The 26,050-nt window shown below is 61.6% G+C and carries 22 protein-coding genes; 2 read left to right on the forward strand and 20 right to left on the reverse strand.

The genetic code is table 11. The annotated features are described in order from the left end of the window. Positions 1-69: 69 nt before the first annotated feature. The 15 genes from pgaD to HF257_RS06565 all read right to left on the reverse strand — a co-directional run bounded on the left by pgaD (position 70) and on the right by HF257_RS06565 (position 16,917). A complete protein-coding gene (pgaD, locus tag HF257_RS06495; protein WP_185704458.1) occupies positions 70-552 on the reverse strand; it encodes a poly-beta-1,6-N-acetyl-D-glucosamine biosynthesis protein PgaD in 483 nt (160 codons plus the stop codon). A gap of 2 nt (positions 553-554) precedes the next feature. After that, positions 555-1,895 (reverse strand): poly-beta-1,6-N-acetyl-D-glucosamine synthase, encoded by a 1,341-nt coding sequence (pgaC, locus tag HF257_RS06500; RefSeq protein ID WP_185704456.1) that lies wholly within the window; start codon positions 1,893-1,895, stop codon positions 555-557. 2 nt (positions 1,896-1,897) lie between these two features. Continuing rightward, positions 1,898-3,895 (reverse strand): poly-beta-1,6-N-acetyl-D-glucosamine N-deacetylase PgaB, encoded by a 1,998-nt coding sequence (gene pgaB / locus HF257_RS06505; protein WP_185704454.1) that lies wholly within the window; start codon positions 3,893-3,895, stop codon positions 1,898-1,900. A 12-nt stretch (positions 3,896-3,907) separates the two neighbouring features. Beyond that, positions 3,908-6,388, reverse strand: a complete 2,481-nt coding sequence (gene pgaA, locus HF257_RS06510; protein WP_185704452.1) for a poly-beta-1,6 N-acetyl-D-glucosamine export porin PgaA — start codon at positions 6,386-6,388, stop codon at positions 3,908-3,910. Positions 6,389-6,687: 299 nt separating this feature from the next. Next, positions 6,688-8,184: a YdgA family protein gene (locus HF257_RS06515; RefSeq protein WP_185704450.1), complete on the reverse strand. Its 1,497-nt coding sequence runs from the start codon at positions 8,182-8,184 to the stop codon at positions 6,688-6,690. Positions 8,185-8,331: 147 nt separating this feature from the next. Then, complete coding sequence (locus HF257_RS06520) at positions 8,332-8,976, reverse strand: NADH:ubiquinone oxidoreductase subunit N (RefSeq protein ID WP_185704448.1); 645 nt, start codon at positions 8,974-8,976, stop codon at positions 8,332-8,334. Positions 8,977-9,057: 81 nt separating this feature from the next. Then, positions 9,058-10,500 (reverse strand): efflux transporter outer membrane subunit, encoded by a 1,443-nt coding sequence (locus HF257_RS06525; protein ID WP_185704446.1) that lies wholly within the window; start codon positions 10,498-10,500, stop codon positions 9,058-9,060. After that, on the reverse strand, positions 10,497-11,387 hold the full coding sequence (locus tag HF257_RS06530) for an efflux RND transporter periplasmic adaptor subunit (RefSeq protein ID WP_185704444.1): 891 nt from the start codon (positions 11,385-11,387) through the stop codon (positions 10,497-10,499). Before HF257_RS06530 ends, HF257_RS06525 begins: the two co-directional genes overlap by 4 nt. Beyond that, on the reverse strand, positions 11,384-11,593 hold the full coding sequence (locus HF257_RS06535) for a DUF1656 domain-containing protein (protein WP_010214247.1): 210 nt from the start codon (positions 11,591-11,593) through the stop codon (positions 11,384-11,386). The genes HF257_RS06530 and HF257_RS06535 overlap by 4 nt, the downstream gene beginning before the upstream one ends. Then, complete coding sequence (locus HF257_RS06540) at positions 11,590-13,668, reverse strand: FUSC family protein (RefSeq protein WP_185704442.1); 2,079 nt, start codon at positions 13,666-13,668, stop codon at positions 11,590-11,592. Before HF257_RS06540 ends, HF257_RS06535 begins: the two co-directional genes overlap by 4 nt. Continuing rightward, positions 13,665-14,075 (reverse strand): MarR family winged helix-turn-helix transcriptional regulator, encoded by a 411-nt coding sequence (locus HF257_RS06545; RefSeq protein WP_185704440.1) that lies wholly within the window; start codon positions 14,073-14,075, stop codon positions 13,665-13,667. Before HF257_RS06545 ends, HF257_RS06540 begins: the two co-directional genes overlap by 4 nt. A 366-nt stretch (positions 14,076-14,441) precedes the next feature. Beyond that, positions 14,442-14,723, reverse strand: coding sequence for a type II toxin-antitoxin system RelE family toxin (locus tag HF257_RS06550; RefSeq protein ID WP_185704438.1), 282 nt, complete (start codon positions 14,721-14,723; stop codon positions 14,442-14,444). Next, entirely contained in the window at positions 14,713-14,958 is a 246-nt protein-coding gene (locus HF257_RS06555; RefSeq protein WP_185704436.1) for a type II toxin-antitoxin system Phd/YefM family antitoxin, read from the reverse strand. Before HF257_RS06555 ends, HF257_RS06550 begins: the two co-directional genes overlap by 11 nt. 68 nt (positions 14,959-15,026) lie before the next feature. After that, positions 15,027-15,272 carry a DUF2789 domain-containing protein gene (locus tag HF257_RS06560; RefSeq protein WP_185704434.1) on the reverse strand — a complete coding sequence of 82 codons (246 nt, stop codon included), beginning with the start codon at positions 15,270-15,272 and terminating at the stop codon, positions 15,027-15,029. 34 nt (positions 15,273-15,306) lie between these two features. Then, entirely contained in the window at positions 15,307-16,917 is a 1,611-nt protein-coding gene (locus HF257_RS06565) for a glycosyltransferase family 39 protein (protein ID WP_185704432.1), read from the reverse strand. Between the two features lie 193 nt (positions 16,918-17,110). Between HF257_RS06565 and HF257_RS06570 the strand changes: the two genes are divergently transcribed. Next, positions 17,111-19,282 (forward strand): outer membrane assembly lipoprotein YfiO, encoded by a 2,172-nt coding sequence (locus tag HF257_RS06570; protein WP_185704430.1) that lies wholly within the window; start codon positions 17,111-17,113, stop codon positions 19,280-19,282. Then, positions 19,279-19,983, forward strand: a complete 705-nt coding sequence (locus HF257_RS06575; protein ID WP_185704429.1) for a DUF3142 domain-containing protein — start codon at positions 19,279-19,281, stop codon at positions 19,981-19,983. Before HF257_RS06570 ends, HF257_RS06575 begins: the two co-directional genes overlap by 4 nt. A 130-nt stretch (positions 19,984-20,113) precedes the next feature. On the opposite strand, the gene HF257_RS06580 is transcribed toward HF257_RS06575, so the two are convergent. The 5 genes from HF257_RS06580 to HF257_RS06600 form a co-directional block, all read right to left on the reverse strand. Continuing rightward, positions 20,114-21,586: an efflux transporter outer membrane subunit gene (locus HF257_RS06580; RefSeq protein ID WP_185704427.1), complete on the reverse strand. Its 1,473-nt coding sequence runs from the start codon at positions 21,584-21,586 to the stop codon at positions 20,114-20,116. Continuing rightward, complete coding sequence (locus tag HF257_RS06585; protein ID WP_185704425.1) at positions 21,583-22,641, reverse strand: HlyD family secretion protein; 1,059 nt, start codon at positions 22,639-22,641, stop codon at positions 21,583-21,585. The genes HF257_RS06580 and HF257_RS06585 overlap by 4 nt, the downstream gene beginning before the upstream one ends. 15 nt (positions 22,642-22,656) lie before the next feature. Beyond that, entirely contained in the window at positions 22,657-24,192 is a 1,536-nt protein-coding gene (locus tag HF257_RS06590) for an MFS transporter (RefSeq protein WP_185704423.1), read from the reverse strand. A gap of 229 nt (positions 24,193-24,421) precedes the next feature. Continuing rightward, positions 24,422-25,342, reverse strand: coding sequence for a LysR family transcriptional regulator (locus tag HF257_RS06595; protein WP_185704421.1), 921 nt, complete (start codon positions 25,340-25,342; stop codon positions 24,422-24,424). A gap of 52 nt (positions 25,343-25,394) precedes the next feature. Next, positions 25,395-26,021, reverse strand: coding sequence for a TonB family protein (locus HF257_RS06600; RefSeq protein ID WP_185704419.1), 627 nt, complete (start codon positions 26,019-26,021; stop codon positions 25,395-25,397). Positions 26,022-26,050 lie beyond the last annotated feature (29 nt).

Here is a 26,050-nt window from a genome sequence, read left to right on the forward strand (position 1 = left end):
GGATCCCACTTATCGGTATTCAACAAGATCGCTCCCACATTGCATGGGAACGATCATCCGCAGGCCAACTTAACTGGCGTCTTTGTTTTGGTCTTTGCCAGGCACCAATGTCAGGCCCGGTTTTTCCACATCACGGGAGACATGGGATTTGACTTGCGCCACGCCACCTTCCTCGTCGTTATGGATCACCAGCACCCCAGGCCGACGCAACTGCTCAAGGTCGCCTTCACCCAAGCTGAAACTCTCGCTCAGGTTCTTGTCGCTCAAGGCGTTGGCTTGCGCGCGACGCTGGGCAAACTTGCGCCCCTTGCGTTGCTGGTAACGCGCCCAGCTCACGAGAATCACCGCGTTGAACAATGCAATCCACAGGTAAACCTGCAGCGTATTGAGCGCCGCGAAAATCGGTGCTTCCAGGCGCGGGCCGCCATGGGTCTCCAACATCGAGTTGATCCCGCGGGCCAACAGCCAGATCAACCCGGCCCAGGCCATCAGGGTCAACAGCACGTCGATAAGCCACATCACCTTACGTTGGCGAGTTCTGACCAGTTTCATGATCACGCCTCCTCTTCAGCAGGGCTGATACCGCGATCCGGGCTGACCCAGCGCGCGCGTTTCTGATGCTGGTTGAACAGCACCTTGGGAAAACTGACCAGGGTGGTAAACAAGCTGACCAGCCAGAACACCATCGGGTACCACACGGTCCAGAACAGGGTTTTCCACAGGTCTTTTTCGTAGCGCCGGTCGATCAGGATGCTCACCGCAAACTGCACCAGGCAGACCATCGCCAGCACCAGGCCGGTAAAGGCCGGCGGCACCAGGGAGTCCACGGTAATGGCCGGTGGTAGCACCATGAATTTACCCAGCACGTAGAAGAACACCGACAACATGAAGGTGAACGCCCACCCGGTGGACAGGCAGTATTCGAACAGCAGCGGCCACAGGTAACGATGACGCCATTGCCAGATGCCACGGATATTCTTGAACAACACCTCGGCACCGCCCTGGGCCCAGCGCAGACGCTGCTTCCATAGGCCGCCGACGGTTTCGGGCATCAAGATCCAGCACAGGGCGCGGGGTTCATAGAAGATGGCCCAGTGATCGAGTTGCAGCTTCCAACTGACATCGATGTCCTCGGTGATCATGTCGGTGCTCCAGTAGTCGATGCGGTCCAGCGCCTTTTTACGGAACGCTACCACCACACCCGACACCGTGAAGATCCGGCCAAACACTCGCTGCGTGCGCTTGATCAAACCGATGATCGAGGAGAACTCGCCTACCTGCACCCGACCGATCAAGGTCGAGCGCGTGCGGATCCGTGGGTTGCCGGTGACCGCCCCCAGGCGCGGGTTGTCGAGCATCGGTGCAACCATGTAGGCCGCCGCGTTTTTATCCAGCAACGCGTCGCCATCGATGCACACCAGGTATTCACTGCGCGCCGCCACCGCGCCCATGCGCAGGGCCACCGCCTTGCCTTGGTTCTGCGCCAGGTGCAGTACCCGCAGGCGTGGGTTTTCCAGCGCCAGCGCGTCGAGTACCGCGGCGGTGTTGTCCTTGGAGCCATCGTTGACCGCGATGACTTCGATATTCGAATACACCTGGGCCAACGCGGCATGGATGGTATCGGCGGCGTTATCGCCCTCGTTGTAGCAAGGGATGATGATCGAGATCAGCGGGTTGCCAGCCAGGACCGGCGCCGGGGTGTCCTCCTTCCACGGCCAGTGCCGCTCCCAATGCAGCCAGAAGTACAAGCCACCGGCGATCCACAGCGCCGACATGAACAGCGGGTAGAAGAACACGAAGTCCATCAGGAACTGCCCGGTGACCAGGAAGATCAGGCCCAACGGCACGCCCAATACCAGCGCCAACACGAATAAAGCCAGGATTCTGTCGAACATGGTCAAGGATTCCATTGATTGGAAAGGGCCGGACGCACTGTCTTCAAATCCGGGGAATTTTCCAGGAAGTTATCCGGGTAGTAACCGAAGCTCGTGACACCCTGGCGCTTGAGTACACCCATCCATTCAGCCATCTGCTTGCCGTCGATATCTGGCGCGGCCTTGGTGCGCCAGTCTTTGGCTTGCAGTTCAAACACGGTTTTCTGCATCGCGCCAGGGCGCGCCTTGACCGTGGCTACCAGTTTTTCCAACCAGGCATTGGAAGTCTTGTACTCCTGGCCCTCCATCAGCGGCATGGCCATGGGCGCGGTCCAGTCATAGGTCTGGAGGAAGTCATCAAGGTTCTGCGCGAACCAGGCTTCGCTCTGTGGGTTGAGCATCGGCTCGGCGAAGATATTGCGCGCGGTCTGCACCTGCGGCCCACCAATGGCGCGGACCTTGGCGGTCAGCTCGTTGGTGAAGTCGATCAGGTAACGGCTCTTGAAGCGGGTCCAGCGCTGCATCACCGCTGGGTCAGCGCGCAGCGCCTGGATGGTGCCCGGCAGGCCGTTGGCAGCATAAGCCTTGAGCGCGGCGGGGCTGGCGTCTTCGAAATCGTTGAGCACCGCATCGTCGTGGTACAGCACGCCGTCGATGGCATTGTTGCGCGCCAGGTCTTCGTAGATCTCGCCGATGATCTTGCGCACTTGCGGGTCAAACGGCGACAGGCGTTTGTATTGGTCCGGGTCGAGGCCGATCTTGCCGGTTTCCGGGTCCCAACGTGTCACACGAGGCAGTTTGGGATCGAGGGCGAAACTGAGCACCGGCATCCAGGCATACACACTGGCATGCGCTCGGGTATGCAGTTGCCAGGAAACGCGGTTGAACAGGTCCGCGCGCACGGGCAAATGGCGGTTGGGGAAGTACAGTTCGTGCACCAGGCCGTCGCCCTTGGGATCGGCGAACGCTTGCAGGAACACAGTGCCCGCGCCCATGTCCACGACCCGTTGGACCAGTTGGTCGAGGTTGCGTGCTTGTTGCGCCGGGTCCGGGTCGTAGACGTTGTCCAGGTCCACATGCAACACCCGCAGAGGCGCCTGGGTTTGCACCGCCACGATGCTGTTGGCGAAATGTTCGCCATCCGGGTCGGACGCCACCAGGAAGCGTGGGCTGTTCATCAAGTCATTGGAGCTGTCGAGACCGTCCTCCAGGGTGAGCGCCATCTGGTAGCCCTGTTCGCCGACGATTGCCAGCGAAGTCCCTTTCGCGGCACCGTACGGCCAGACCCACACGCGAGGTTTCTTGCCGGTGACACTTTGGATCTTGTGGGTGATCGCCGTCACGTCGGCGCGCATCCGTGCATCGAATTGCGCTTGGCTTTCATAGCGCCCCGTGGCGGGATCGAAGCGTAGCGAAGTCGCCGCCGGCTCCAGGTTGCCCTGGGGGTTGGCCAGGATGCCGGTGTGGCTGGCATCCGTGTGCGCGGCGATTTCCACCAGGCCGGACTGAGACACTTCGCGAATCTGCTGCCAGGTAAGAAACTCGCCACGCGGCCGCGGTTGTCCGGCAAAGTCCACCGGTTTGTTTTGCGGCGTGTCGATCCAGTAGCCCACAGGCGCCAGTACCGCTGGCCAGTGATAGGCGCGCAGGATCGGCATCACCCGCGTGTAAAAGCTGGAGTAACCATCGTCGAAGCTGAGCATGATGGCCTTGGGCGGCAACGCGGGCCCGCCGTTACGGGCCGCCAGGATCTGGTCGACGCTGACCGCCTGATAGCCGTTCTCCCGTAGCCAGGCCAACTGCTCGATCAAGCGCTCGGTGCGCACCGCCACCACAGCCTGATCGGGGTCGCGATCCTCAACGTCGTGGTAGGCAATGCCCAGGAAATGGTTCTTCGGCCACGGCGCTTCATTAGCCGGTGTCGGCCGCTCGGCGGGTGGAGTGAATGGCGCGGGTTGCTGGGCACAGGCACTGGCCAGCAATACGCCCAGGATCAACAAGCAACGGCTGAGGACGGTCATGGTCAGGCTCTTCTAGAAACGGTAAGTGAGGTCGACGAGCAGACGCAGATCGCGTTCGCGATCACCGTCGTAAGGTCGGCTGATCAGGCTCAGGTTGGCGCCGGCCTCCAGAACATCGTTCCAACGATAACGTTGGCCGTAGCCGACCAGACCAATGCCACCGGTGGAATAGTCCTGTTGGCTGTAGGTACCCGCACCGATCTGGAACTGCTGACTCCACTGGGTCTCGTAGCGGTGATAGAGCACATGGTTGATGTTGATGACGGGCAATACGGTGAAGTCAGACTTCGGGTTGAAGTAGATCGTGTCTTCCTTGCTATTGCGGCTGGCGCCGACTTCCAGGCCCAGGTCCACTTGCACCCGAGGTGAGCTGTAGAGGCCTTCGCGGCCACTGAGCAAGGCTTCGAAACGGTCGTTGCCATCGCTGAAGTGAGAGGGGCTGAGGGTCAGTTTCCATTCGCGACTTTCGTTGGCGCGCCAGCGAATAAAACCGCTGCCGCCGTTGGCGGTGATACCGGCATTCAGCGCCCGCAATGGCGTGGTAGACAGGAGGTAGCCGAGGCTACCGCCGTATTGCCAGTTATCGTTGATATCGCGGGCAATCGACACCGCAGCACCTTGCTTGGAACCATCGCCGTAGGAGTGGTTGGAGACCTCGGCTTCCAGCGTCATATCGCGAGTACGCCGTTCTACCCCGACCGTCTGCCAACGGTGCTGGCCGGTGCCTTCTTCGAAATCGGCGCGGGCATAGCCAGCGCCAGCGAACAAGCGCCAGTCTTCGTCGATAGGCGGCGTATAGATACGGCTTTCAATACCCCAGTCGCGACTACCCGATACGGCGCCGGCCTCGTTGTCACTGCCGCCGCCGAAGCTTTTACCGGTGTAAGCCTCCACACGCAGCTCGGCCATGTCGTGTACATCGCGCAGACGGCTCAGGCGCTGCACTTGGCGGTTGTCCGGGTTGCGCGCCAGCACGTCATCGGTGAGCACGTCGAGTTGGCGCCACTCCTGCAGGTCCATCGCGGTGTAGGCCTGGCTGACTTCCAGGCCAATGTCACGCGGGGCCTGGGCTTCGGTTTCCTTGAGTACGCCTTCGGCGCGGCGTGGCAAGTCCCGGGCGCGATACATGTCGGCCTGGGCCAGGCGCAGGCCGACGTTGCCGGGGGCCTTGGCCACCAACGCCTCAAGCCCTGCTTCGCTGCCCGGCAGGTCGCCGCCGTAGACGCCGGCCTGGGCCGAGAGTTGCTGCGCGTCCATCCAGGCATCGTTGGGGTTGCCGATGGGCAAGCCCTTGAGTTCGACCCGAGGCTTCTGGCTGTTGGCGAGGCTGTTGGCGACTTCGCGGGCGTCTTCGCCTTTGTTGCTTTCCTGCAGGGCATAAAACAGTGCGGAGGTATCTTCGACCCGATCATCCGGCTCGGCATCCGGCGCACTCAACGCCTGGCGATACAGCGGCTCGGCCTTTTCCGGCTGGCGTTGATCGAGGTACGAAGCGGCCACCCAACGCACGGCATACGTGGGCAATTGCACACCTTCACCCTGGAGGGTTTCGTATTCGCGGATCACTTCTGCGGTGCGCGCCCGAGCCTTGAGGGCACCCAGGCGGTCGATGCGCCAGCGCACCACATCGTCGTGAGCACTGGCGTCGGGTGTCCAGCGAGTGAGCAGTTTGTCGTAGTCCGCCAGCGCGCGGTCGGCGACCACATAGCGTTCTTTTTCGGAGCGGGTAGCGAACTCGGCCATGCGCACGCGCTCGGCGGCGAGGTCACCTTCCAAGCGACGCTGAGTCACCGGGTCCAGCAAGCCGGGACGCTTGGCCGACAGGCGCAGTGCCGGCTCCGGCAAGCGCGCTTTTTGCAGGGCGACAATATATTCGCGGGCGACTTCCGGTTTGTCCCCGGCGCGGATGAACGCCTGGTCGAACTCAAACAGAGCGTCGTACTGCAAGCCTGCACGGGTCAACGCGTAGCCCAGCGCCATGCGTCGATTGGGGTCATCGGGCTTGGCAGCCACCAGCGCACGGGTGCGTTGCACGGCCTCGCTGGCTTGGCCACCGTCGGCCTGCGTGAGGGCCTGGCCCAGTTGCAGGTCGACATTATCGGGTTCACGCACCAACGCCTGGCGATAGACCTCAGAGGCTTGCGCCCACTGCTTTTGATTGCGGTACGTGCGCGCAACCGTCGCCAGTGCCTGGGTGGTCAGGTTGCGATGCTTGCCCTGAGCCTCATATACCTTCAGCACTTCGGCATCCTGCCCGGCCCAGCCGGCGATCACGATATGGTCGCTGGTCTGGCCAGGGGTCTGGCGTTCGGCAGGTAGCTGGCGCAGCTGGGTAAGGGCGGGTGTGAAGTTGCCGTTGCGCGCCTGGATGATCAGGGCGTCATAGGCAGGATCTGCCATGGCAAACGCAGGCATCAGCAGTTGGCCGCATAAGGCTGCACCGATCAGCAATCGCAACCGGCCTGATGCACTGAATGGTAGGTTTCGCAGCATATCGTGAGCTTCCTTACACACGGAAAGCTGTAACGATAGGTGGTCCTGAGCAATTTGCATCAGGGTGTCGGCGTCTAGTGACCCGACCTAGCTTTCCTGTACGAACTATCCCCGACGCCTGTATCAAAAAGGACAAGTCATAACAATTGTTCAGAATTGGCCACTAATCTGAAATATGAATGGGGGAGCGAACTTGCCTGCGCTAAGGGGCTACCAGTCGACTGGAGTGTCGATTGTTTGACCCTTATCGCGGGCAATCCCGCTCCCCCATTATTTATTTCTGGGCGATGGCGAAATTCTTACTGCGCCTGGCTCACGGCACCGACCTTGGCCATGACAAAACCAATGAACTGCTCGACGGTCATCTTCTGGCCGTTGAAGGTCACTTCATTGTTGGCGTAATGCAGCTTGGAAACGACGTCAGTACCCACCAGTGTTGCCAGTTGTGTGCCAACGGCCAGGCCGCTGACCATCTCGGCAGCCATCTGGGATTGTTGCTCGATGGCTTGAGGATCGGTCAGGCCGCCGATCTGCGCTTGCAGGGCTGAAACGTCGGCGATCATCGGCTTGGACAGGGTCAGGTTGGCGTCCAGCAGGGCGACCATCTGCTTGCCCAATTCAACCGGTGGCAGCTCCATGGACGCAGGCTTGGCCAAGTCCAGCAGCAGGGTTAACTTGCTTTCACCGTGAGTGGTTTTCAGCGACAGGTTTTCCACCGCCACTTGTGGCTTGGCGGCCAGTACCTGGTTGACGTTGGCTTCGGCCAAGGCTTGCTCGGCGTCGGTCAGTTGCAGCTCGGGAACCGGCTGGTCGGCGGCGGCAGCGGCTTGTACCGGTTGCATCTTGTCTTGATACAGCTTGGTCAGCACCAGCATCGCCGGGATATCGACGTTCTTCATGCTCAGGGCCATGGCGGCCGAACCAACGGGTTTGCCTTGGTAACCGATCTCGTCGATCTTGTAGTCGACACGGCCGGCCAGGTTGTTGTCTTTGGTTTCGCTGGTGTCTTTTTGTTCAAAGCCCTTGAGGGTCAGCACGGCTTTCTGTGGGCCGAAGGTCACCTTGGTGTCGGTCAGCTCGACGGTGTTCTGCCCGGTGTAGAAACCAAAGGAGGACTTCTCCAGGTTGCTCGCCACGGTCAGGCCGGCCAGTTCGGCTTCGAACGGTTCGCCATTGGCATCGATCACGGCGACCTTGAGGCTGTTCATGTAGCCATCAAGCTTGACCTTCTGGCCTTCGGCGGTGCTGTCGAAGTCCAGGTTGGCGCCGGAGAAGCTCACCGACGACTTGTCATCCTTGAGCTCCAAGGGCAGCAATTCGACATTGCCCGTCACCGAGCGGTTGTAGCCGATATTGGCCACGCCCTTGAGCGGCGACACGTCTTTGCTGGCGGCGAACCATTTTTCGGTGGTGGCGTTCTTTTCCAGCGCGTAGTGACTGGTGGCCATGACCGGCAACCATTTCAGTGACACCAGGCGCGAGAATGGCAGCGGACCGTGCTCGATGTGGTCGACGAACAGCAACTCGGGGTTAGGGTTCTCTTCACCGAACACCGAACCTTGCCCCTTCAGGCGGTAATGCGCGGTGCTGCTGAACAGGCCACGGTCCAGGGACACCAGCTCCAGCGTCGCAGTGCCATCGACGCCGGCCATGGAGGTCTGCAGTTCCTTGTTGGCGTTCTGGATCGCGGTTTGCAGTACCGGCTCCAGTTGTTTACCGGTGTACCAGGCGCCGCCTGCACTGACGACGCCAACGGCGACAACGAAACCCAAAAGAACAACTGCTGGCTTATTCATGAAGTGACCTGATCAAATCCTGTGAGAAGTGGGCTGTCTTCCTTGAACCCGTGTGGGTTGGCTCAAGCCCGCCGAAAACGGGGGAAGATTAGCACTGGCGGCCGCGAACGGCCCAGTTTTCTCAGAGGGGTCAGGCCAGCAGATGGTTCACCCGGTCGTTAAGGAATACTCCTGGTCGATCTCGTCCAACTGGTGGTCGAAGCTCTTCAAGCGCGCCGTCCAGGTGTACACCAACACCTCAAACTCGCGGTGTATCACGGCGTTGCCCGGCGTGTCGGCCTTGGGGTCGCAGAAGTCCAGTTGGTAGCGCTCACGGGCCATTTGCGTGGCGACGTCAGACAATTCCCGCGCGTTATTCAGCCAGTGCCTACCGTCGGCGACTTGTTGGTCCAGGGCGACGCATTGTTTTTTGAGGGCTTCGAGGCTTTTTTCCAGCGGGGTGCCGGTCAGCTCGCCCATCACTTCCTGAAAGGTGCGCCCAGGTTGCCAGTAGCTGCCCCAGAAATAGCGGTCGAACACGGTTTCGACACGGCGCAGCGCGACCTTGGTGTCCCAGATCGCCACGCGCGTCTTACCCTGTTCGAGCAGTCTTCGCTTCACCCGTTGGTTTTGGTAGGAAGCCCAGGCGACCACGCCAATCGACAAGGTGCCGATCACCAGGCAGGCGCTGTCGAGAAACACCATGGCCTTGTCAATTTGATGGGCAAGCATGACGCCATAGAAATAAGCAGCCGATAACAACACCAGTGCGAAGAACACGCACCAGAAAGCGGGAGCATAAGGGTTTTTCATTATTGGAATCCCCATGAGCAAACGCGAGCTATGACCTGCGGGTCATCACGGAGACCCGCCTGTCAAAGCATAGCTATTTGCTCAGGGTTTGCTGACCGGTGCAGCGTGCGTTCGTCCGCTTTCCCAGCCGCCGCCAAGGGCCAGGAACAAGTCGATCTGGCTCATGGCAACCTGGGTGTTGGCCGCCGCCAGTTGCGCCCGCACGTCGGTGTAGGTGCGGGTGGCTTGCAGGTCGGCCAGGAACGACGCGCGGCCGGCCTGGAAGAAGCGATGGGTCTGCCCCGCCGCTTCCTTGGCCGACTCGCCGGCTTCGTTGAGGGCGTCGCGACGTTGCAGTTGCGCGGTGTATTGCGCCAGGCCCGTCTGGGTTTCACGGATGGCGTTGAGCACGACGCCGTCGAAGTGCGCCAGGGCGCCCTGGGTCGCGGCTTCCGCTTCATGGATGCGGGCGCGGGCGCCGTTGGTCGGTACCGACCAACTGATCAGCGGGCCAAAGCCCCAACGGTTGGTAGGTGCGGTACCCAGGTCATCCAGGATCCCCACGGTGCCGATCGTGGCGCCAATGCTGATGTCTGGGTACAACGCGCCGGTGGCCACGCCGATGCGCGCGGTGGCGGCCGCCAACTGGCGCTCAGCCTGACGCACGTCGGGACGGCGCTTGAGCAGCGCAGCACCGTCGCCCACCGGCAACAACTGGGCGATGTGCGGTAGCTCGGCGCAAGTGCCGGTGCCTGCCGGCAACTGGTCTACCGGCTTGGCCAGCAGCATCGACAGGCGGAACAAACCGGCCTGGCGTGCCGCTTCGTAGCGCGGCATGTCGGCGCGCAAGGATTTGTATTGGGTTTGCGAACGGGTCACCTGGGTTTCATCGCCGCGCCCGGCATCACGCAGGCGTTGGGTCAGCTCGGTACTCTGGCGTTGCAGGTCCAGGGATTCGTTGGCGATGGCCAGCTCTTCGTTGGCGGCGCACACCTGGGTGTAGGAACGCACCACATCTGCCACCAGGGTGATACGGGCGATATCGGCGGCGGCTTGCGCGGCGTCGGCACTGGCCTGGGCGCTTTCAATGCCGCGTTGCAAGGTGCCCCACAGGTCGAACTGATACGAGGTACTGATGCCTACACTGCCGATGTTGGCCACCGGGACTTTTTCCGTCAGCAAAAACGCTTCACCGGACTCCTGCAAGCGCTGCGCCTCGGCCTTGACGCCGGCATTCCAACCGCCGGCGGACTCAGCTTGCTGCACCTGATAGCGCGAGCGCTGCAGGTTGGCGGCTGCCACGCGCAGGTCGGTATTGGACGCCATGGCCTGGCGCACCAGTTCATCCAGGCGTCGGTCGTTGTAAAGCTTCCACCAATCCGCCGGAACCGGCGCCGACACCACGTTGCTGCCCTCGCCCGCGATCTGCCCTTGCAGGTCGCCACGTTTGACGGCGGCTTGATCCGGCAACGTGTAGTCCGGCCCGACCATTTGGCAGGCCGACAGCAACAACCCTAGCGCAGCGGTTGCCAGGAGCCGGTTCATGGCTTGTCTCCGTCTTTCACCTTGTCGCCGATGATCGACACCGTCGCCGTACGCCCGGCGATCATGCGAAAGTCTGCCGGCACATCATCAAAGGCGATGCGCACCGGAATCCGCTGGGCCAGGCGCACCCAGCTGAACGCCGGGTTGACGTTGGGCAGCAGGTTGGAGCCGCTGGTGCGGTCGCGGTCTTCGATGCCGGCGACGATGCTCTGCACATGGCCGCGCAGACGGGCGTTGTCGCCGATCACGCGGATATCCACTGCCATGCCAACGTGAATGCCGTCGAGCTTGGTCTCTTCGAAATAGCCGTCGATGTGGAAGGAATTGCTGTCCACCACCGACAACACCGGGCGCCCGGCGGTGACGAACTCCTGGGTACGCGGCGCACGGTCGTTGACGTAGCCGTCCACCGGGCTGCGGATCACCGAACGATCCAGGTTGAGCTGGGCCGAATCTACCGTTACCTGCGCTTCGGCCAGGGCCGATTGAGCGCGGGCCACGCGGGACTGGCTTTCTTCCAACTGCTCGCTGGGCACCAGGTTGCCGAGGCCACGATTACGCTTGTACTCGCGGTTGGCCTGGGCCAGGGTTTCCTGGCGGTCAGCCACGGCGGCCTGGGCTTGGCGCAGGGCCAGCTTGAAGCGGTCCTGGTCGACGGCAAACAGCACTTGGCCCTTGGTCACCAACTGGTTGTCGCGCACGTCCACTTGCTGGATCAAGCCGGACACGTCCGGGGCGATCTGCACGATGTCGGCACGGATGTGCCCGTCACGGGTCCAGGGCGCAAACATGTAGTACATGACCATGCGCCATACAACGACGACCGCGAAACTCACGATCAACAATGTCAGGACTACACGGCCGATGGTCAAAAAAGGTTTTTTCATGTCATCAGGTATCGACTGAGTGAGTCCACCGCGCCCAGCAACAGCGCATAGAGCCCCACATTGAACAATGCCCGGTGCCAGACCAGGCGATAGAAGTGGAGGCGGGTCAACAGCCCGTGCACCACCAGGAACAACACGTACGTAATGCCCATCAGCACCAGCAGCGTGGGCAGGAACACCCCGCTGATATCCAGATCACCGATCATAAAGGCGCTCCATCGGGTAGCGGCGCTTCCACCTCGGTGCCGCCAATGAATTCCACACCCGGCAACAACGCCAGGCGCAGGCCAGCCAGCGCGTGCAGCAAGTGCACACGGGTGTCGTCTTCGTCTTGCAGGCCCTGGCCGTTGAGGGCGCGGCGCGTGCGGTCGAGGGTCATCAGCAGACCGCTCGGCGCGGGCAAGCGTTCACCGGCCTTCAGGCAAGCCTTGAAGTAACCACCAACGCCTTCGACCACCTGGTTGAGCAACACCCGTGGCACGCCAAGGATGCGTGGCGAATAGGCCAGCAGGTCGAGCAGGTTCAGCGCCACGCGCAGGTCACGCAGGGCGATGCCGGTGTCCTGGTTGGTCAGCGCCAGGCGCGGCAGATGCTGCATCAGGCGGTCGAGCATTTGCGCGGCCATGTGCCGGTGCTCGGCGAGGGTGGCGGGTTCTGTCATGCCGACGATGTCGCGCCAGCTGAAACGGGTCAGGCGCTTGGCCGCCAGTTCCGCGCCGAAAGGGCGTGCGATCAGCGTCCAGACAAAGGCGAATAACAGCCCCACCGGCCCGGCCAGGTTGACGTTGGTGAAGTTGAGAAAGTCCGCGTCATAAGCGCCCTGAATGCTGATGAAGGACGAGGTGTTCACCAGCGTCAGCAACATGCCCAGGTAGAAACGCGGCTGAACCGTGAGCGTGCCAATGCAGATAAACGGCACGGCAAACGCCAGCACCAGCATGGGGAAATCGTGCAGGTTGGGCAGCACCAAAAACAGATAAAGGCTGGCGAACAGCACCGACATGGCCGTCCAGAAAAAGAACCGGTAGATCTGCGGCGCCGGGTCATCCATCGAGGCGAAGAAGCTGCAGGCCACGGCGGCCAGGATCACTGCACTGCCGCCGTCGGTCCAACCCAGCAAGATCCACAGCACCGAGGCGACGATGATCGCGCTGACGGTGGAAAACGCAGAGTAGAACATCAGGCCACGGTCGAGGAACGGCGTGAGCCGTCCCAGGCGCCAGTGGCGATAGACGGCGCGCCAGGTGTCCTGGCTTTCACATTCGATGGCAGCTTGCAGGCTGCGGCAGTCCTGCCACAGGTCGATCCACTCAGCCAAACGGTACAGGGCGTTGGAGAACAACAGCGTGTGCCGGTCGTCCAGCGTTTCGCCCGTGGGTTGCAGGGCGTCGACCTGATCACGCAGGGCGCGCCAGCTGTCCAGCGAGGCGTTTTTCTGACTGCGCTCCAGCCACTCATTGGCCGCTTGCAGCAACGGCGTGAGTTTCTCCAGGAACTGCGGCGCACGATGTTCGACGGCGTACAGCGCATCATCGAGTTCTTCCACCACCGGCAGCAGGTGAATCATGCGCCCACGCAGTTCCTTGGTGTTGCGTACCGTCTGCGGCCGAGCGCCTTCGTGGGGCAATTGGCCGATCATCAATTCCAGGGTGTTGAACGTGGCAACCATGCCGCCGCGCAGGTTGCTGACTTCTTCCGGGTTCACGTTGCGCGTCAGGAAGCGCTGGCTGTAGACCTGGGCGTCGGCAAACCACTTGGCCACCGAACCATCGAACACAGGCATCAGTCGGCGCGGCCAGAACATCGCACCCACCACCGCCGCTACCGCGATACCGAGGAAGATTTCTTCGGTACGCGCCTCAGCCACATCCCACACCGCCAAGGGGTTATCCACCACCGGCAGAGCGATCAGCGGCAAGGTGTAGCCAGCCAGCATCAGGGCGTAGTTATTCGCGGTGCGCAGGTGCATGGAAAGGAACAGCAAAATCCCCGTCCACAGCGCAATCACCACCACCAGCACATACGGCGACTGCACGAACATCGGCACAAAAAACACCGCTGCCGCCGCGCCCATGAAGGTGCCGATGGCGCGGTACAGCGCCTTGGAACTGGTAGGGCCGACAAACGGACTGGAGACGATGTACACCGTGGCCATCGCCCAATACGGACGCGGCATTTGCATGAGCATGGCGATGTACAGCGCGATCATCGAGGCGGCGAAGGTACGCACGCCGTAGAACCAGTCGCGTGCGGGCGGAAAGCCGGCAAAAAATCCGTTCAAAGTGTCGCCGCCTCAAAGGCGCGCAACACCCGCAAGGCGGCCGCCATATCGTCGGGAGCGATATCCGCCAGCACTTCTTTGCGCAGGCGTACCAATTGCACTTCCACCGCTTGCACCAGCTCACGGCCACGCTCGGTAAGGCTCAGTGCCTTGGCGCGACGGTCGTGGATATCTTCGGTGCGGCACACATAGCCGCCGTTGCACAACTGGTCGAGCAGACGCACCAGCGACGGGCTTTCCATCCCGGAAGCCTGGGCGACCTTGACCTGGTGCACACCGTCGCCCAACCGGCCGATCATCAAGAGCGGCACGGCGCAGGCTTCGGAAATACCGTAGCTCACCAGCGTGGTCTGGCAGATTTTGCGCCAATTACGGGCGCCCACCACCATGCTACTGCTGAGGCTCATCTGGAGTTGTTCGAGGGATTGAGGCACTGGATTGTTCGCATACAGTTAGTTTGCTAACTATCAATATGGTGGATGGAACTGAAGCCGTCAAGTTTTGATACAAATTGGTGATGGATGGTGGGAGGGTGTTGGGTAAGTAAAGCGGGTTAAGCAATTGCTGCAACACAGGGTTGTGGTGAGCGGGCTTGCCCCGCGCTGGGCGGCGAAGCGGCCCCAAAACAAGGGACCTGGGTTGCACGTGGAAAAATGGATTGGCCGGATCAGGGCCGCTTCGCAGCCCAGCGCGGGGCAAGCCCGCTCACTACAAGAATGTGGCCGCCGTCTGTACCGGGCGAACCCTTTTCCACATCGAAGTCGGTGTTGGCTTCAGCGCTTTTCGGCACGGTCATAAACATCTCTTCTTTCACGCTTGCCCACCGCAACGACCGACACTACCACTCGCGCCTCGATCACCTGATAAACCAGGCGGTACCCCGAAGCTTTAAGTTTGATCTTGTAACAGTCAGGCATGCCATGCAGTGCATCGGATGGGACGCGCGGCAACATAAGTCGCTCCGCCAACTTCTTTTTAAACTGCTCGCGCAACGTGTGTCCAAGCTTGTCCCACTCTTTGCGAGCGGAAGGAAGGAATTCGAGGTTATAGGTCATCCAAGCTTACCGGGACAGGCGTCTCGTGGCTCCGCGAGCGGATAAGCTCAGCCAACTCCAGGTCATCCAACCTTTCCACCATCGCTTCGAATACGTGCGCCGGGACCATATAGCCCATCACCCGGTTATGATTAAGCACAGCTACAGGTCCACCATGAGCGCCACTCATCACTGCAGAAGGGTTTTTTTTCAATTCGGAAACGCTGACGGCCATATCGGCCAAAACATTTTGCATGATAAAGACCTCAATTAAGGTCTTTATTCTGGTCTATTTTTGCTCGGAGAAGCAACTTGCAATGCGTGTTACACCCTCCGCCCCTTCCTCAACAACACATCCAACTCATCCACCACCTCCGCCCAATCCGCGTCCACCAGAATTTGCTCTCGCAAAAATGCCTTTTGGCTATCGGTCCAGAAAAATGCGTCGGGGAGCAGAAGGTCCGCCTTAAGCGGTGAATGAACCGCCACAAACTTATCAATACTCACCGGGTCATCCGGCAAACCCAGCTGTTTGAAGAGTGACGGCAAGCTGTGCACTGGCGGTTCCATGGCGGGCTCCTGTTGAGGGGTGGTCTAACCGAGTCTAGCGGCAGCCCTCGGGTTGCGCCGACGCAACGTTGCACAGCACAAACAACCGCGCCCGCGCACCGCCGCCGTCCTGGCGGCCGAGTTCGCGCCAGCCGTCGGGCAGCGGCGCAAAATCATCCGGCGCTTCGTTGCTGCTGATCAGCCACACACGCCGGGTTTCAGCAGGCAATGCCGACAGACGGTCAAGGTAGATGCGCCCGCCGTCCTGGTCCACTAGGGTGCCGAACCCGTAGGCGTTTGGCCGGGTCGGTGTGCCGTCGGGCTTGGGCGGGGTGTAGAGCTGCAGCTGGGCATCGGTCTGGTCGTAATAGACATAGCTGAGGTACCACATCATGTCGCTGAGGACGATGCGGTCGTCTTCCTGGTAATTGCGATTGACGAACTCCACGGGCACGTTGAACTGGTCGTGCTCGTCGACGGTGAAGTTGTTCTTCAACCCCACCAGTTCCACCCCGACAAACAGCACGAACAACCCCGCCCCCAACAACGACAGGCGTGATGGCAGGCGGTCGATGGCCAGGGCGATGATGATCGGCAAACTCAACGCATACACCGTCAGGTAGCGTTCGATAAACACCGGGGAAATAAACGACACCGCGTATACCAGCAGCAGCGGTAGCAGGAAAAACAACGCCAGCAGGCAGGCCGGACGGTAGCGCTCGCGGTCCTGCCAGGCGGTGGCGATCACGATCCCGACCAGCAACAACGGGAACAACCAGAACAGCGGCTGCCAGAAGCCAATGCCTTCGTCCTGGAGTACGAACTGCCAGACCATCGACGGGACGGAGAACAGGTTGACCGGGTCTTCCCATCCAATGTCACCGCCCACCTTGAGCTGTTCGACGTGTTGCACCAAGTCCAGCAGGTTCGGCAACCAGGGCAGGTACAGCAACACAATCAAGGCATTTGCCACCCACCATGCCGGGCGCGCCAGCAAGCGCTCGCCTCGCGGCTGGGCGCCATACAACGTCCCCAAGTAAGCCCAGTGCACCAGCACGCACAGCGCAGTGAAGTAGTGGGTATAGAAACCGGCGCTCATCAGCACCACATACGCCGCCAGATAACGTGTGCGCTCCGGCGAACGCACCCAATACACCAGCGCCAGCGTGGCGCCCAGCAGCCATACGCCCAGCAGCGAATACATCCGCACTTCCTGGCTGTAGCGCACGGCAGTCGGCAGCAGCGCCAGCAGGATTCCCGCCAGCACCGCGGCGCGGCGGGTGGACAACTGCCGCGCCAGCCAGATACCCAGGCCCACGGCGGCGACACCGGGGATTGCACTCATGCTGCGAATCGACCAGATGCTGTCACCGAACAGCTCGATCCAGCCCCGCAGCAAGAAAAAATACAACGGCGGATGCACATCGTGCGCGGCGTGAAACCACAGGTCAGTCGCGGCGTATTCGCTAAGCAACAGGCTTGACCCTTCGTCGCCCCAGATCGCCGCCGACGTCAGCCCGTAAAAACGCAGGGCCATGGCCAGCGCCAAAATGGGTACCCACCAAAGACGACTGATCCAACCGGCACCTTCCCAGGTCCCCGTAAGGCGATTGAATGCGGGCAAGGCCCCAACCTTTTCATCTTGCTCTACCACAGACCTTCGCACCTCGATTCCCCTACCCTTGCCCTTTTGGCCGGCAAATATTGCCCATGCATCAATAACCGCCACTCTAGGACAAAAGCCCCGGATTCGCTGCTTGAATCGGATGAATCTTCTATTTGTGTGGGGCTTTACCGAAGCAATAGTAGGAACAAGCTATGATTGGCACCTTTCAAGGACTCAGGATCAAGGACTCGTCATGCGTATCGGTTTTCTGTCACCCCTGGCGCTGGCACTGCTTGCCGGCGTCTCTCTCCAAGCCCAGGCCAGCGGCGACGATTCGTGCTACCCCGACTGGCGGGTCGCGCGTGACAGCCTTGATGCCTGCAGCAACCTGCCTTTCCTGAGCCCCGGCAATGACAGTCGGGTCAACCTGCGCTTACTGCTGGCCGACAAGAAAACCAAACCGCTAACGCCCGACGCCTTGAACGACGATGACTTGGCCCAGGGTTTCGGCCCGGTGCCGTTTCCGGTGTATCGCCTGACACCTCGTACAGACGCGAGCGCCGAGCCCGATACCAAACCCGACGATTCACGCACCGCCGAACTCGACACGTTGCTCGAACCGTTGGGCCTCAAGCGTGAAGAATATAAAACCGCCGGCGCGGCCTTCCTCAACGGCGAAGGCAGCCGCTGCCGCAGTAACGATGACGACAGTGCCACGGCGTTTATCAGCCAAGTGATCAAAGCCGACATGCCCGCCGCCGAGCGGACCTCACTGGCCAAGGCGCGCCTGCAACTGCTCGCCACTTGCGAGTGGGAGGGCCCGGTGTTGGCCGACCCGCAGCAGATCCAGTCCGCCGACGGCCAGCTATTTCGCACCTACCTGCAGGCCGCCGCCGACTTCTATAGCGGGCGCTTTGCCGAGGCTGAGTCTGGTTTTATGGCCCTCGCCAGCGCCAGCTCACCGTGGCTGAAAGAAACCGCGCTGTACATGACCGCACGCACGGCGCTGAACCAGGCCCAGGCCAATACGTATGACGAGTACGGGGTGCCCCACCTCGACCGCGTGGACAAGGCCGCGCTGGCAAAGGCCGAGCAAGGCTTTGACGCCTACGTAAAGGCTTATCCACAGGGCGCATATAGCGCTTCCGCACGCGGCCTGTTGCGGCGGGTGTATTGGCTGGCGGACGACAACAACAAGCTCGCCGCAGCGTTAGCCTGGGAACTGACCCAAGCGACTGACACGCAGCGCAATGTGACCGTGGATGAGCTGGTGACAGAGGCTGACAACAAACTGCTCATGGTCACCCGCGACACCGTCAACACGCCGATGATGCAACTGGTCAGCGACCTGATGATGATGCGTGCCCACACCCCGCCGACCCTGAGTCGCGAAGACCTCGACAAACAAAAAGCGGTGTTTGCCAACAAGCCCGCGCTCTACGACTACCTGCTCGCGACCTACGCACTCTACGTTGAGCACCAGCCGGACAGTGCCCTGAAGCGCTTGCCCCAGGAGGTGCCATCGAACCTGGACTATTTCGCCTTCAGCCAACAGACCCTGCGCGCACTGGCCCTGGAAGACAAAAAAGACTGGCAAGGCGCCCAAGCGCTATGGCTGAAACTGCTGCCTCTGGCCAAGTTGCCATTGCAGCGTGACCAGCTGGAACTGGCCCTGGCCATGAACTACGAACGCAGCGGCCAGTTGGCCAAGGTGTTCGCGGCCGACTCGCCGATCAGTGCCAAGCAAGTTCGCTACATCCTGCTGCGCAGCGTTGCCGGCCCCGAGTTGCTGCGCCAGCAGATCGCCCAGGCCAGCGACCCGTTGGAGCGCGAGACCGCACAGTTCGTGTTGCTCTACAAAAACCTGCTGCGCGGCCAGTTCGCCACCTTCCTCGACGACCTCAAGCAACTGCCGACACCAGCCCCAGAGGACAAGCTCGGTACCAGCCTGGGCTATGTCTACAGCGCCAGCCAGACCTTGAAGCTGTTCCAGTGGAACGGTGACAAAGCCGAGTCCGGTTACGCCTGTCCAAGCATCGCGCAAACCGCAGCGACCTTGCAGGGCGACGCAAAAAACCCGCAAGGCCTGAACTGCCTCGGTGAGTTCATCCTGCGCAACAACCTGGACGGCATGCCTCTGGAACAGGCCCGCGCCGCCGGCAGCCTGGGGAGCACCGCCTCGGACTTCAAGGGTGAAACCTTCTCGCGACTCGAAGGCTACAAGCGTGTGATCGCCGACGCCAAGGCGCCGAAAAACGAAAAGGCGTATGCCCTGTTCCGCGCCATCAACTGCTACGCACCCGCCGGCTACAACAGCTGCGGCGGCCAGGACGTAACACCGGCCGTGCGCAAGGCCTGGTTCCGCCAGTTGAAAAGCAGCTTTGCCGACACCCAGTGGGGCAAATCCCTGCAGTACTACTGGTGAAGTCGCTGTGGCTTGGCTTGCTGTTGCTGGCGAGCCCGGCCTTCGGCGCGGTCGACGCCCGGGACTATGACGCCTTCTGGCTGTGGAGCGGCGTCACCCCTCAGCCAGTACTCAAGCAGGCCAAGACGCTGTACATCCTCCAGGGCCAGATCAATTCCACCCGCCGCGCGCCCCAACGCGGCGTGCAAATGATCGCCCAGGGCATGAGCGTGCCACGCATCACCAAAGGCGAGGTCTGGGTGGTGTACCGCGCCCACACCCTGCACTGGCCCGAACCGGTCTACACCCAGCTGCTTGGCCAAGTACAGCGCTGGCGCGATGCGGGTAACCCGGTAGTCGGGGTCCAGATCGACTTCGACGCCCGCACCCAATACCTGCACGAATACGCCGACTTCCTGCGCGACCTGCGCCAACGCCTGCCTTCTGATCTGCGCCTGAGCATCACCGGCCTGATGGACTGGAGCAGCAACGCCGACCCCGCGGCCATTGCCCAGCTCAAAGGCGTGGTAGATGAAGTGGTGGTGCAGACTTATCAGGGACGGCACAGCATCCCGGATTACGCAGCGTATTTGCCGCGCCTGAACCGGATGGGGTTGCCGTTCAAGGTGGGGTTGATCCAGGGCGGGGAGTGGGAGGCACCGGGGTATTTGAAGGGGAATGAGTGGTTTCGGGGGTATGTGGTTTTTCTGCAAAACCCTTAGCGCCCATGTGCCCCCGCTCACTACACGATTATCCATGGGGAATGTCGGAAGGTTCGCCTTTTAAAGACAGGCACTTCCCTAACGTGTTTTGCAGGCTGGTGCCCTTGGGCCAAGCCATCTGAGTTGAGCATCACATCCCAGGTCGATACCACTCTGGTGGTTGAAGCGCAGTTTGCAACGGATACACCGATTCCCAACCCCCACCCAGTGCTTTGTACAGCCCAACCATGGCCAGCGAAACACCTGTGGAGCTCTCCACCCACTGCTCCTGCGTGGCCAATAGCGCACTTTGCACGGTGAGCACGTTGACGAAATCCACCACGCCTTCGACGTACTGATGCTGCGCCGTCGCCAGGGCGATCTGGTTCTGGCGCACGGCTTCGGCGAGGCTGTCGCGGCGCAGTTGGCTGGCATTGTAGCGGGTCAGTTGGTCGTCGATTTCATGCCAGGCACGCAGCACGGTTTGCTGATAGGCCAAGGCCGCTTCCTGTTGCTGGGCTTCGCGCAGGTTCAACATGCCTTGCAAGCGCCCGCCATTGAACAGCGGCAGGCTGAATTGCGGGCCGAAGGCAAAGGCTCGGGAGCCCCACGAGCCGAAGTCCGACAGTTGCATGGCTTGGGAACCCAGGCTGCCCGACAGGGTGATGCGTGGGTAGAAGTCGCCCTTGGCCACGCCGATGCTGGCGGTGGCTGCATGCAAACGGGCTTCGGCCTGGCGAATGTCCGGGCGGCGCTCAGCCAACTCGGATGGCAGACCAATGGCGACTTGGCGCTGGGTCTGCGGTACTGCGGCGTCTTTGGACAGTTGCGCGTGCAGGGCTTGCGGCGGCTCGCCCATCAGCAGGCTCAGGGCATTGATCAACTGGTCTTGGCGCTGCTGTAAGTCTGGCAGGCGCGCTTCGATGGCGGCGACCTGGGCGGCGGCTTCGGCCACATCCAGGTCCGTTGCCACGCCGTCGGCCAGGCGCAGTTGCGAGAGCTTGAGGCTGTGGCGCGCGACGTCGAGGTTTTGCTCGGTGACGGCGCGGGTGTTTTGCACGCCGCGCAGCTGGATGTAGTCCTGGGCGGTTTCGGCCAGCACTGAAAGCAACACCGCGCGACGGTCGTTTTCGGCGACTTGCAAGGTGGCGTCGGCGGCTTCGGTCTCGCGTTTGACGCGGCCCCAGAAATCCAGCTCCCAGGAGGCCGAGAAACCCATGTCCCACTGGTTGAAGGCAGAGCGCCCATTGTTGCCGGAGGGATCGCTCAAGCCTTTTGCGCTGTTGCGTTGACGCTGGTAATCACCCGTGGCGCTGACGTTGGGATAGCGTTCGGCGGTGGTCACCTGGCGCACAGCGCGGCTTTGCTGGAGGCGGCTGCTGGCCAGTTTCAGGTCGAGGTTGTCGGTAAGCGCACGACGCGTGAGGGCCGACAGTTGCTCGTCGTGGAACACGTCCCACCAACGCTCCTGCAGCGGATCGCTGACCGCACGGCTGGCGGCTTGCCGGCCTTGGGGCTCACTCCATTGGGTGACTGGCGGGCTTTGAGGCTTCTGGAAGTCTGGGCCGACGGTGCAGGCGCTCAGGCTGATAAGGCTCAGGGTGAGCCAGGCGACTCGTTTCATTGCTGGGCCACCTCGCGCTGTTTCGCGACTGGCTGGGTGTCGACGCTGGCTTCCACCGACATACCGACCCGCAGGCGTTCGGTATGCGCCTGGCCCGGCTCAAGCACAATTTTCACCGGAATACGCTGCACTACCTTGGTGAAGTTACCGGTGGCGTTGTCCGGTTTGACCGAGGCGAAGGTCACGCCGGTAGCAGGCGCCAGGCTTTCCAGATGGCCGTTGAGCAACTCGCCGTCGAGGCTGTCGACACGCACCTGCACGGCTTGGCCGGCGTGCATGTGGGACAGTTGGGTTTCCTGGAAGTTGGCCACCACGTACGCCTCCTCCAGCGGTACAACCGCGAGGATCTTGCTACCCGGCGTCACGTACGCGCCAACCCGCACCGCGCGCTCGCCGACCATGCCGTCCACCGGCGCGACGATGCGCGTGTAGGACAGTTGATAACTGGCCAATTCCAATGCGGCCTGCGCACGTTTAAGCCCACCTTCAGCGGCATCGCGCTGGGCCGTGAGGATTTCCACCTGCTTGCGCTCGGCCGCCAGCACCGCCGTGGCATTGGCCAGGCGCGCGGTGGCCTGGTCGATGCGGGTCTTGGCTTGCTGGGCGTTCTGCACGGTACCCGCGCCGACGCCCGCGAGGTGGTTGTAGCGGTTCAATTCGTGTTCGGCGAAGGCCACTTCGGCCCGGTCTGCCGCAACGGTGGCCTGGGCCTGGGCGATCACCGAGCTTTGGCGCTCCAAAGTAGCGGTGGCGTTTTTCAGTTGGGCCTGAGCGACGAGGGTGTCGGCGTCGGCAGCCTGGGCGGCGGCGCGAAAATCGCGGTCGTCGATTAGCGCCAGCAGCTGCCCGGCTTTGACACGCTGGTTGTCTTCCACCAGCACGTCTTTGATGAAACCGGCCACGCGAGGCGCCACCAGGGTGAAGTCGGCGGCGACGAAGGCGTCGTTGGTGGTCTGGCGCTTGCTGCCAAGCACGCCCGGCGCGACCAGATACACCAGCACGCCAACGGCAAATACGGCGATAACGGAGACGGCAATTTTATCTTTGCGTTTCATGAACAGTCCTTTCAATCAAGTCGGTGCGCGGGGCGGGAAGATCCGCGTGGGCATCCAGAAAATCAGCAGGATCAACGCCACCGCGACGGCGGCCATGACGTAATAGAGATCCGAGGAAGTCAGCACCACAGCCTGTTCGTGCAGGCGGTGCGCCAGGCCCGGTGCGTCGCCATCGGCCAGGGGCGAGTTGCCCAGACCGTCCACCAACATGGTCGAGTGGAAATGCAGGCGCTGGGTGGTCAGCGCGTCCAGCACGCCGGTGGCGACCACGGCAGCCAGACCTTTAACGGTATTGAACCAGGCCGAGGCGAACGGGCCATCCATGGGCTGGATGCTGCCGGTGGAGAGCATCAGCAGTGGTAGCACCGCCATCGGTTGCCCGAAGATTTGCAGCAGGTACAGGCCGTAAAAATCATCGCGAATCCACTCTGACGTCAGGTGAGCACTGCCCACGCAGCACAGCACCAGCATGCCCAGGCCAATCCCGAGCACCCAACGGCAATCGACCCAGCGCAGGTTGCACAACGCAGCTACCAACGGCAGTGCGATCAGCTGCGGCAGCGCCATCAACAGCATCACGGGTGCGGTCTGCAGCGGGCGATAACCCTGGACCTGGGCGAGGAAACTCGACGGAATGATGATCACCGAGGTCAGCACCATCAGCACCCCGGCCAGCACGATCAAGGCAAACGCCAAGTTGCGCAGGCCAAGCATCTGCAACTTGAAAAATGGCAGCGGGTGCGACCATTCATTCACCATGAACAGCACCAGCAACACCGTACCGCCGCAGAGCAGGAAGGTGATCAGGCCCGACTCGAACCAGTCCAGGCGATTGCCTTGCAGAATGCCGATCACCAGCATGCAGATCGCCGGAAAACCCAGCAGCAAACCACGCCAGTTGAACTGCTTGAAGCGCTCCAGGCGCAGCGGGTCTTGTGGCAAGCCGTAGGCCACGGCGGCCATCGCCAGCAGGCACGGCCCGACGATTTGCCAGAACGCCCATTGCCAACCGACGTATTCGGTCCACAACGCCGCCAGCGGCGTACCGAGGCTGGGCCCGAACGTGGCGGTGAGCGCGTAGCCGGCCAGGCCATACAACTTGACGTTGGCCGGCAGGAAACGCAGCGCCACGGTCATCAGCATCGGCGGCAATGCACCGCCGGCCAGGCCTTGTAGGGTGCGCAGCACCAGCAGGCTTTCATAGTTCGGCGCAAACGGGCACAGGATGCCGAGTACGGTGAACAAGCCGATGGCGCACAGGGTGAAACGGCGCAGGGAAAACGTCACCGAACACCAGGGCGCAAAAGCCATGGCGGCGACGGAGGTGGCGGTATAGGCAGCGACCAACCAGGTACCTTCGTCGAAGCCGATGTACAACGCACCGCGAATATCGGCGAGCGCGACCTTGGTGACCATCTCGTTGAGACCGGATACCAGCACCGCGAGCAACACGCCGACCAGGCCGATGATGATGCGCGGGCCGAATACCGGCGGGCTCATTGCAGTGGGTTTGGCTGCGGCCGCCAGGGTGGGAGCAGCGAGGGAAGTCATGAACAGGCAACTCGGAATGATCAATACCCGAGCAGTTTAATCAGGCACACACATGACAAAAAGTTACATGTCGGCAGGATATAAGTGCACCAGACGCAACCCTCGAACCCAAAATAGATCCCTGTGGAAGCGGGCTTGCTCGCGAATGCGGTGGATCATTGAAAAATATTCAAGATGACACACTGCTTTCGCGAGCAAGCCCGCTCCCACACTTTGAACCGAGTTCACTTTAGGTCGGCTGCGCTTCCAGCCAGGTCGCGTGGCAGCTTTCGCGCATGGTCTCGCGCAGCCATTTGTGCGCGGGGTCTTTGTCGAAACGCGGGTGCCAGGACTGGGCCAATACCAGCGTCGGCAGCGAGATCGGCAGGGCAAATGCGCGCAACGGCAGCTTCAGGCGATTGGCGCTGAGCAGCGCTTCCTTGGGCACCGGCAGGATCAGGTCGGAGTCGGGCAACATAAACATCGCGCCATGGAAACCCGGGGCGATCATCGCCACGCGGCGCTCCAGGCCCTGGGCATTCAATGCCGTGTCGATGGGCCCGCGCGCGATGCCGCGCCGCGAGATGCTGATGTGGGAATAGCTGGCGAAACGCGCAGCGGTGATTTCTTCATCGAACAACGGATGGTCTTCCCGCGCCAGGCCAACAAAGGTGGTGGAGAACAGGTTCTGCACCTTCACTTCGGGGCTGATGGGCATGGTGTTGCTCACCCGCAGGTCTAGCCGGCCTTCACGCAACGCCTCGTCGTCGGTGTCGCCTTCGGGCACGAAGCACAGCTCGCACAGCGGGGCCATGCGCTCCATGGTGTCGAACAGACGACCGCCATACACGCCGATAAAAAAGTCATTGGCGCGCACGCTGAAGCGCCGACGCAGCGTGCTCAGGTCCACTTCATCCGCCGAACGAAACACCAGCGCCGCCTGCTCCACCACGCTGCGCACCTGGGCTTGCAACTGCAGTGCCTTGGGCGTCGGCACCAGGCCACGACCAGCGCGCACCAGGATCGGATCGCCCACCGCCTCGCGAATGCGCGTGAGGGTGCGGCTCATGGCGGCGGGACTGAGGTTCATGCGGCGCGCGGCGCCTACCACGCTACCCTCGTCGAGCAGGGCGTCGAGGGCGACCAGCAGGTTCATGTCCGGTAGTTGCATGCCAAGCACTCGTGGTCGGTGGGGAGTGAACTGGGCGCAATCCTAACAGGGTTTACAGGTAAAGCCGTACGCCACGCGGCAGGTAATCGGCGTAAGTGGCCTTGGGACGAGCCTGGCACTTGCGCACGATTTCCGGCAGGGCGTTTTCGAGTTTATCGGCCATGGTCAGTGCGGCGTCGTAGTCACTTTTACCGCTGAACGCGGAGAACATCACCGCCACACGGGTGATCGCAAAGCTCTTCATGGCAATCAGAGGGCGAGTAGGATGGTCGCGGCGGAACTGGCTGACTTCATCATTTAGCGCGCTGCAGGATTGATAGGTGGTTTGGGTAAATGTCAGTTGAACAGGTTCACCGTTTTCGGGCACGGGTGAAAAAATCATGTCGTTATGCGCGTCAATAACCGCTGGCCGATCGGCACTCACCGTCCAGGGTTTGAAACGCCATTGCTCGACTGCTTTTACGGCAGCCTCGCCGAACTGCGGCTTGGTCGCGGAGAGCGCTTTTACATCGCTGACCGTACCGTCACTGTGGATTTTCAGGCTGATGCGCGCGTGCCCTTGAACGCCGGAAACGCTTTGGGGGTAGCGCGGCTTGGGCATGGACACCGCTTCGGGCGCGAACTCGGCAAACGCTGTGGTCGACAGGAAAATGGCTGCTGCCAATACAACAAAACGCATAGGGGTAAATCCTTCTACCGGTCATAGCT

Source organism: Pseudomonas cremoris (assembly GCF_014230465.1).

Coding starts and splice junctions, on each gene's coding strand:
- HF257_RS06590 (WP_185704423.1), bottom strand. CDS start 24,192: ATGACTTCCCTCGCTGCTCCCACCCTGGCGGCCGCAGCCAAACCCACT.
- pgaD (WP_185704458.1), bottom strand. CDS start 552: ATGAAACTGGTCAGAACTCGCCAACGTAAGGTGATGTGGCTTATCGAC.
- HF257_RS06600 (WP_185704419.1), bottom strand. CDS start 26,021: ATGCGTTTTGTTGTATTGGCAGCAGCCATTTTCCTGTCGACCACAGCG.
- HF257_RS06535 (WP_010214247.1), bottom strand. CDS start 11,593: ATGATCGGTGATCTGGATATCAGCGGGGTGTTCCTGCCCACGCTGCTG.
- pgaA (WP_185704452.1), bottom strand. CDS start 6,388: ATGCTGCGAAACCTACCATTCAGTGCATCAGGCCGGTTGCGATTGCTG.
- HF257_RS06585 (WP_185704425.1), bottom strand. CDS start 22,641: ATGAAACGCAAAGATAAAATTGCCGTCTCCGTTATCGCCGTATTTGCC.
- HF257_RS06520 (WP_185704448.1), bottom strand. CDS start 8,976: ATGAAAAACCCTTATGCTCCCGCTTTCTGGTGCGTGTTCTTCGCACTG.
- pgaC (WP_185704456.1), bottom strand. CDS start 1,895: ATGTTCGACAGAATCCTGGCTTTATTCGTGTTGGCGCTGGTATTGGGC.
- HF257_RS06580 (WP_185704427.1), bottom strand. CDS start 21,586: ATGAAACGAGTCGCCTGGCTCACCCTGAGCCTTATCAGCCTGAGCGCC.
- HF257_RS06530 (WP_185704444.1), bottom strand. CDS start 11,387: ATGAAAAAACCTTTTTTGACCATCGGCCGTGTAGTCCTGACATTGTTG.
- HF257_RS06545 (WP_185704440.1), bottom strand. CDS start 14,075: ATGAGCCTCAGCAGTAGCATGGTGGTGGGCGCCCGTAATTGGCGCAAA.
- HF257_RS06595 (WP_185704421.1), bottom strand. CDS start 25,342: ATGCAACTACCGGACATGAACCTGCTGGTCGCCCTCGACGCCCTGCTC.
- HF257_RS06555 (WP_185704436.1), bottom strand. CDS start 14,958: ATGCAAAATGTTTTGGCCGATATGGCCGTCAGCGTTTCCGAATTGAAA.
- HF257_RS06560 (WP_185704434.1), bottom strand. CDS start 15,272: ATGGAACCGCCAGTGCACAGCTTGCCGTCACTCTTCAAACAGCTGGGT.
- HF257_RS06515 (WP_185704450.1), bottom strand. CDS start 8,184: ATGAATAAGCCAGCAGTTGTTCTTTTGGGTTTCGTTGTCGCCGTTGGC.
- HF257_RS06570 (WP_185704430.1), top strand. CDS start 17,111: ATGCGTATCGGTTTTCTGTCACCCCTGGCGCTGGCACTGCTTGCCGGC.
- pgaB (WP_185704454.1), bottom strand. CDS start 3,895: ATGACCGTCCTCAGCCGTTGCTTGTTGATCCTGGGCGTATTGCTGGCC.
- HF257_RS06525 (WP_185704446.1), bottom strand. CDS start 10,500: ATGAACCGGCTCCTGGCAACCGCTGCGCTAGGGTTGTTGCTGTCGGCC.
- HF257_RS06550 (WP_185704438.1), bottom strand. CDS start 14,723: ATGACCTATAACCTCGAATTCCTTCCTTCCGCTCGCAAAGAGTGGGAC.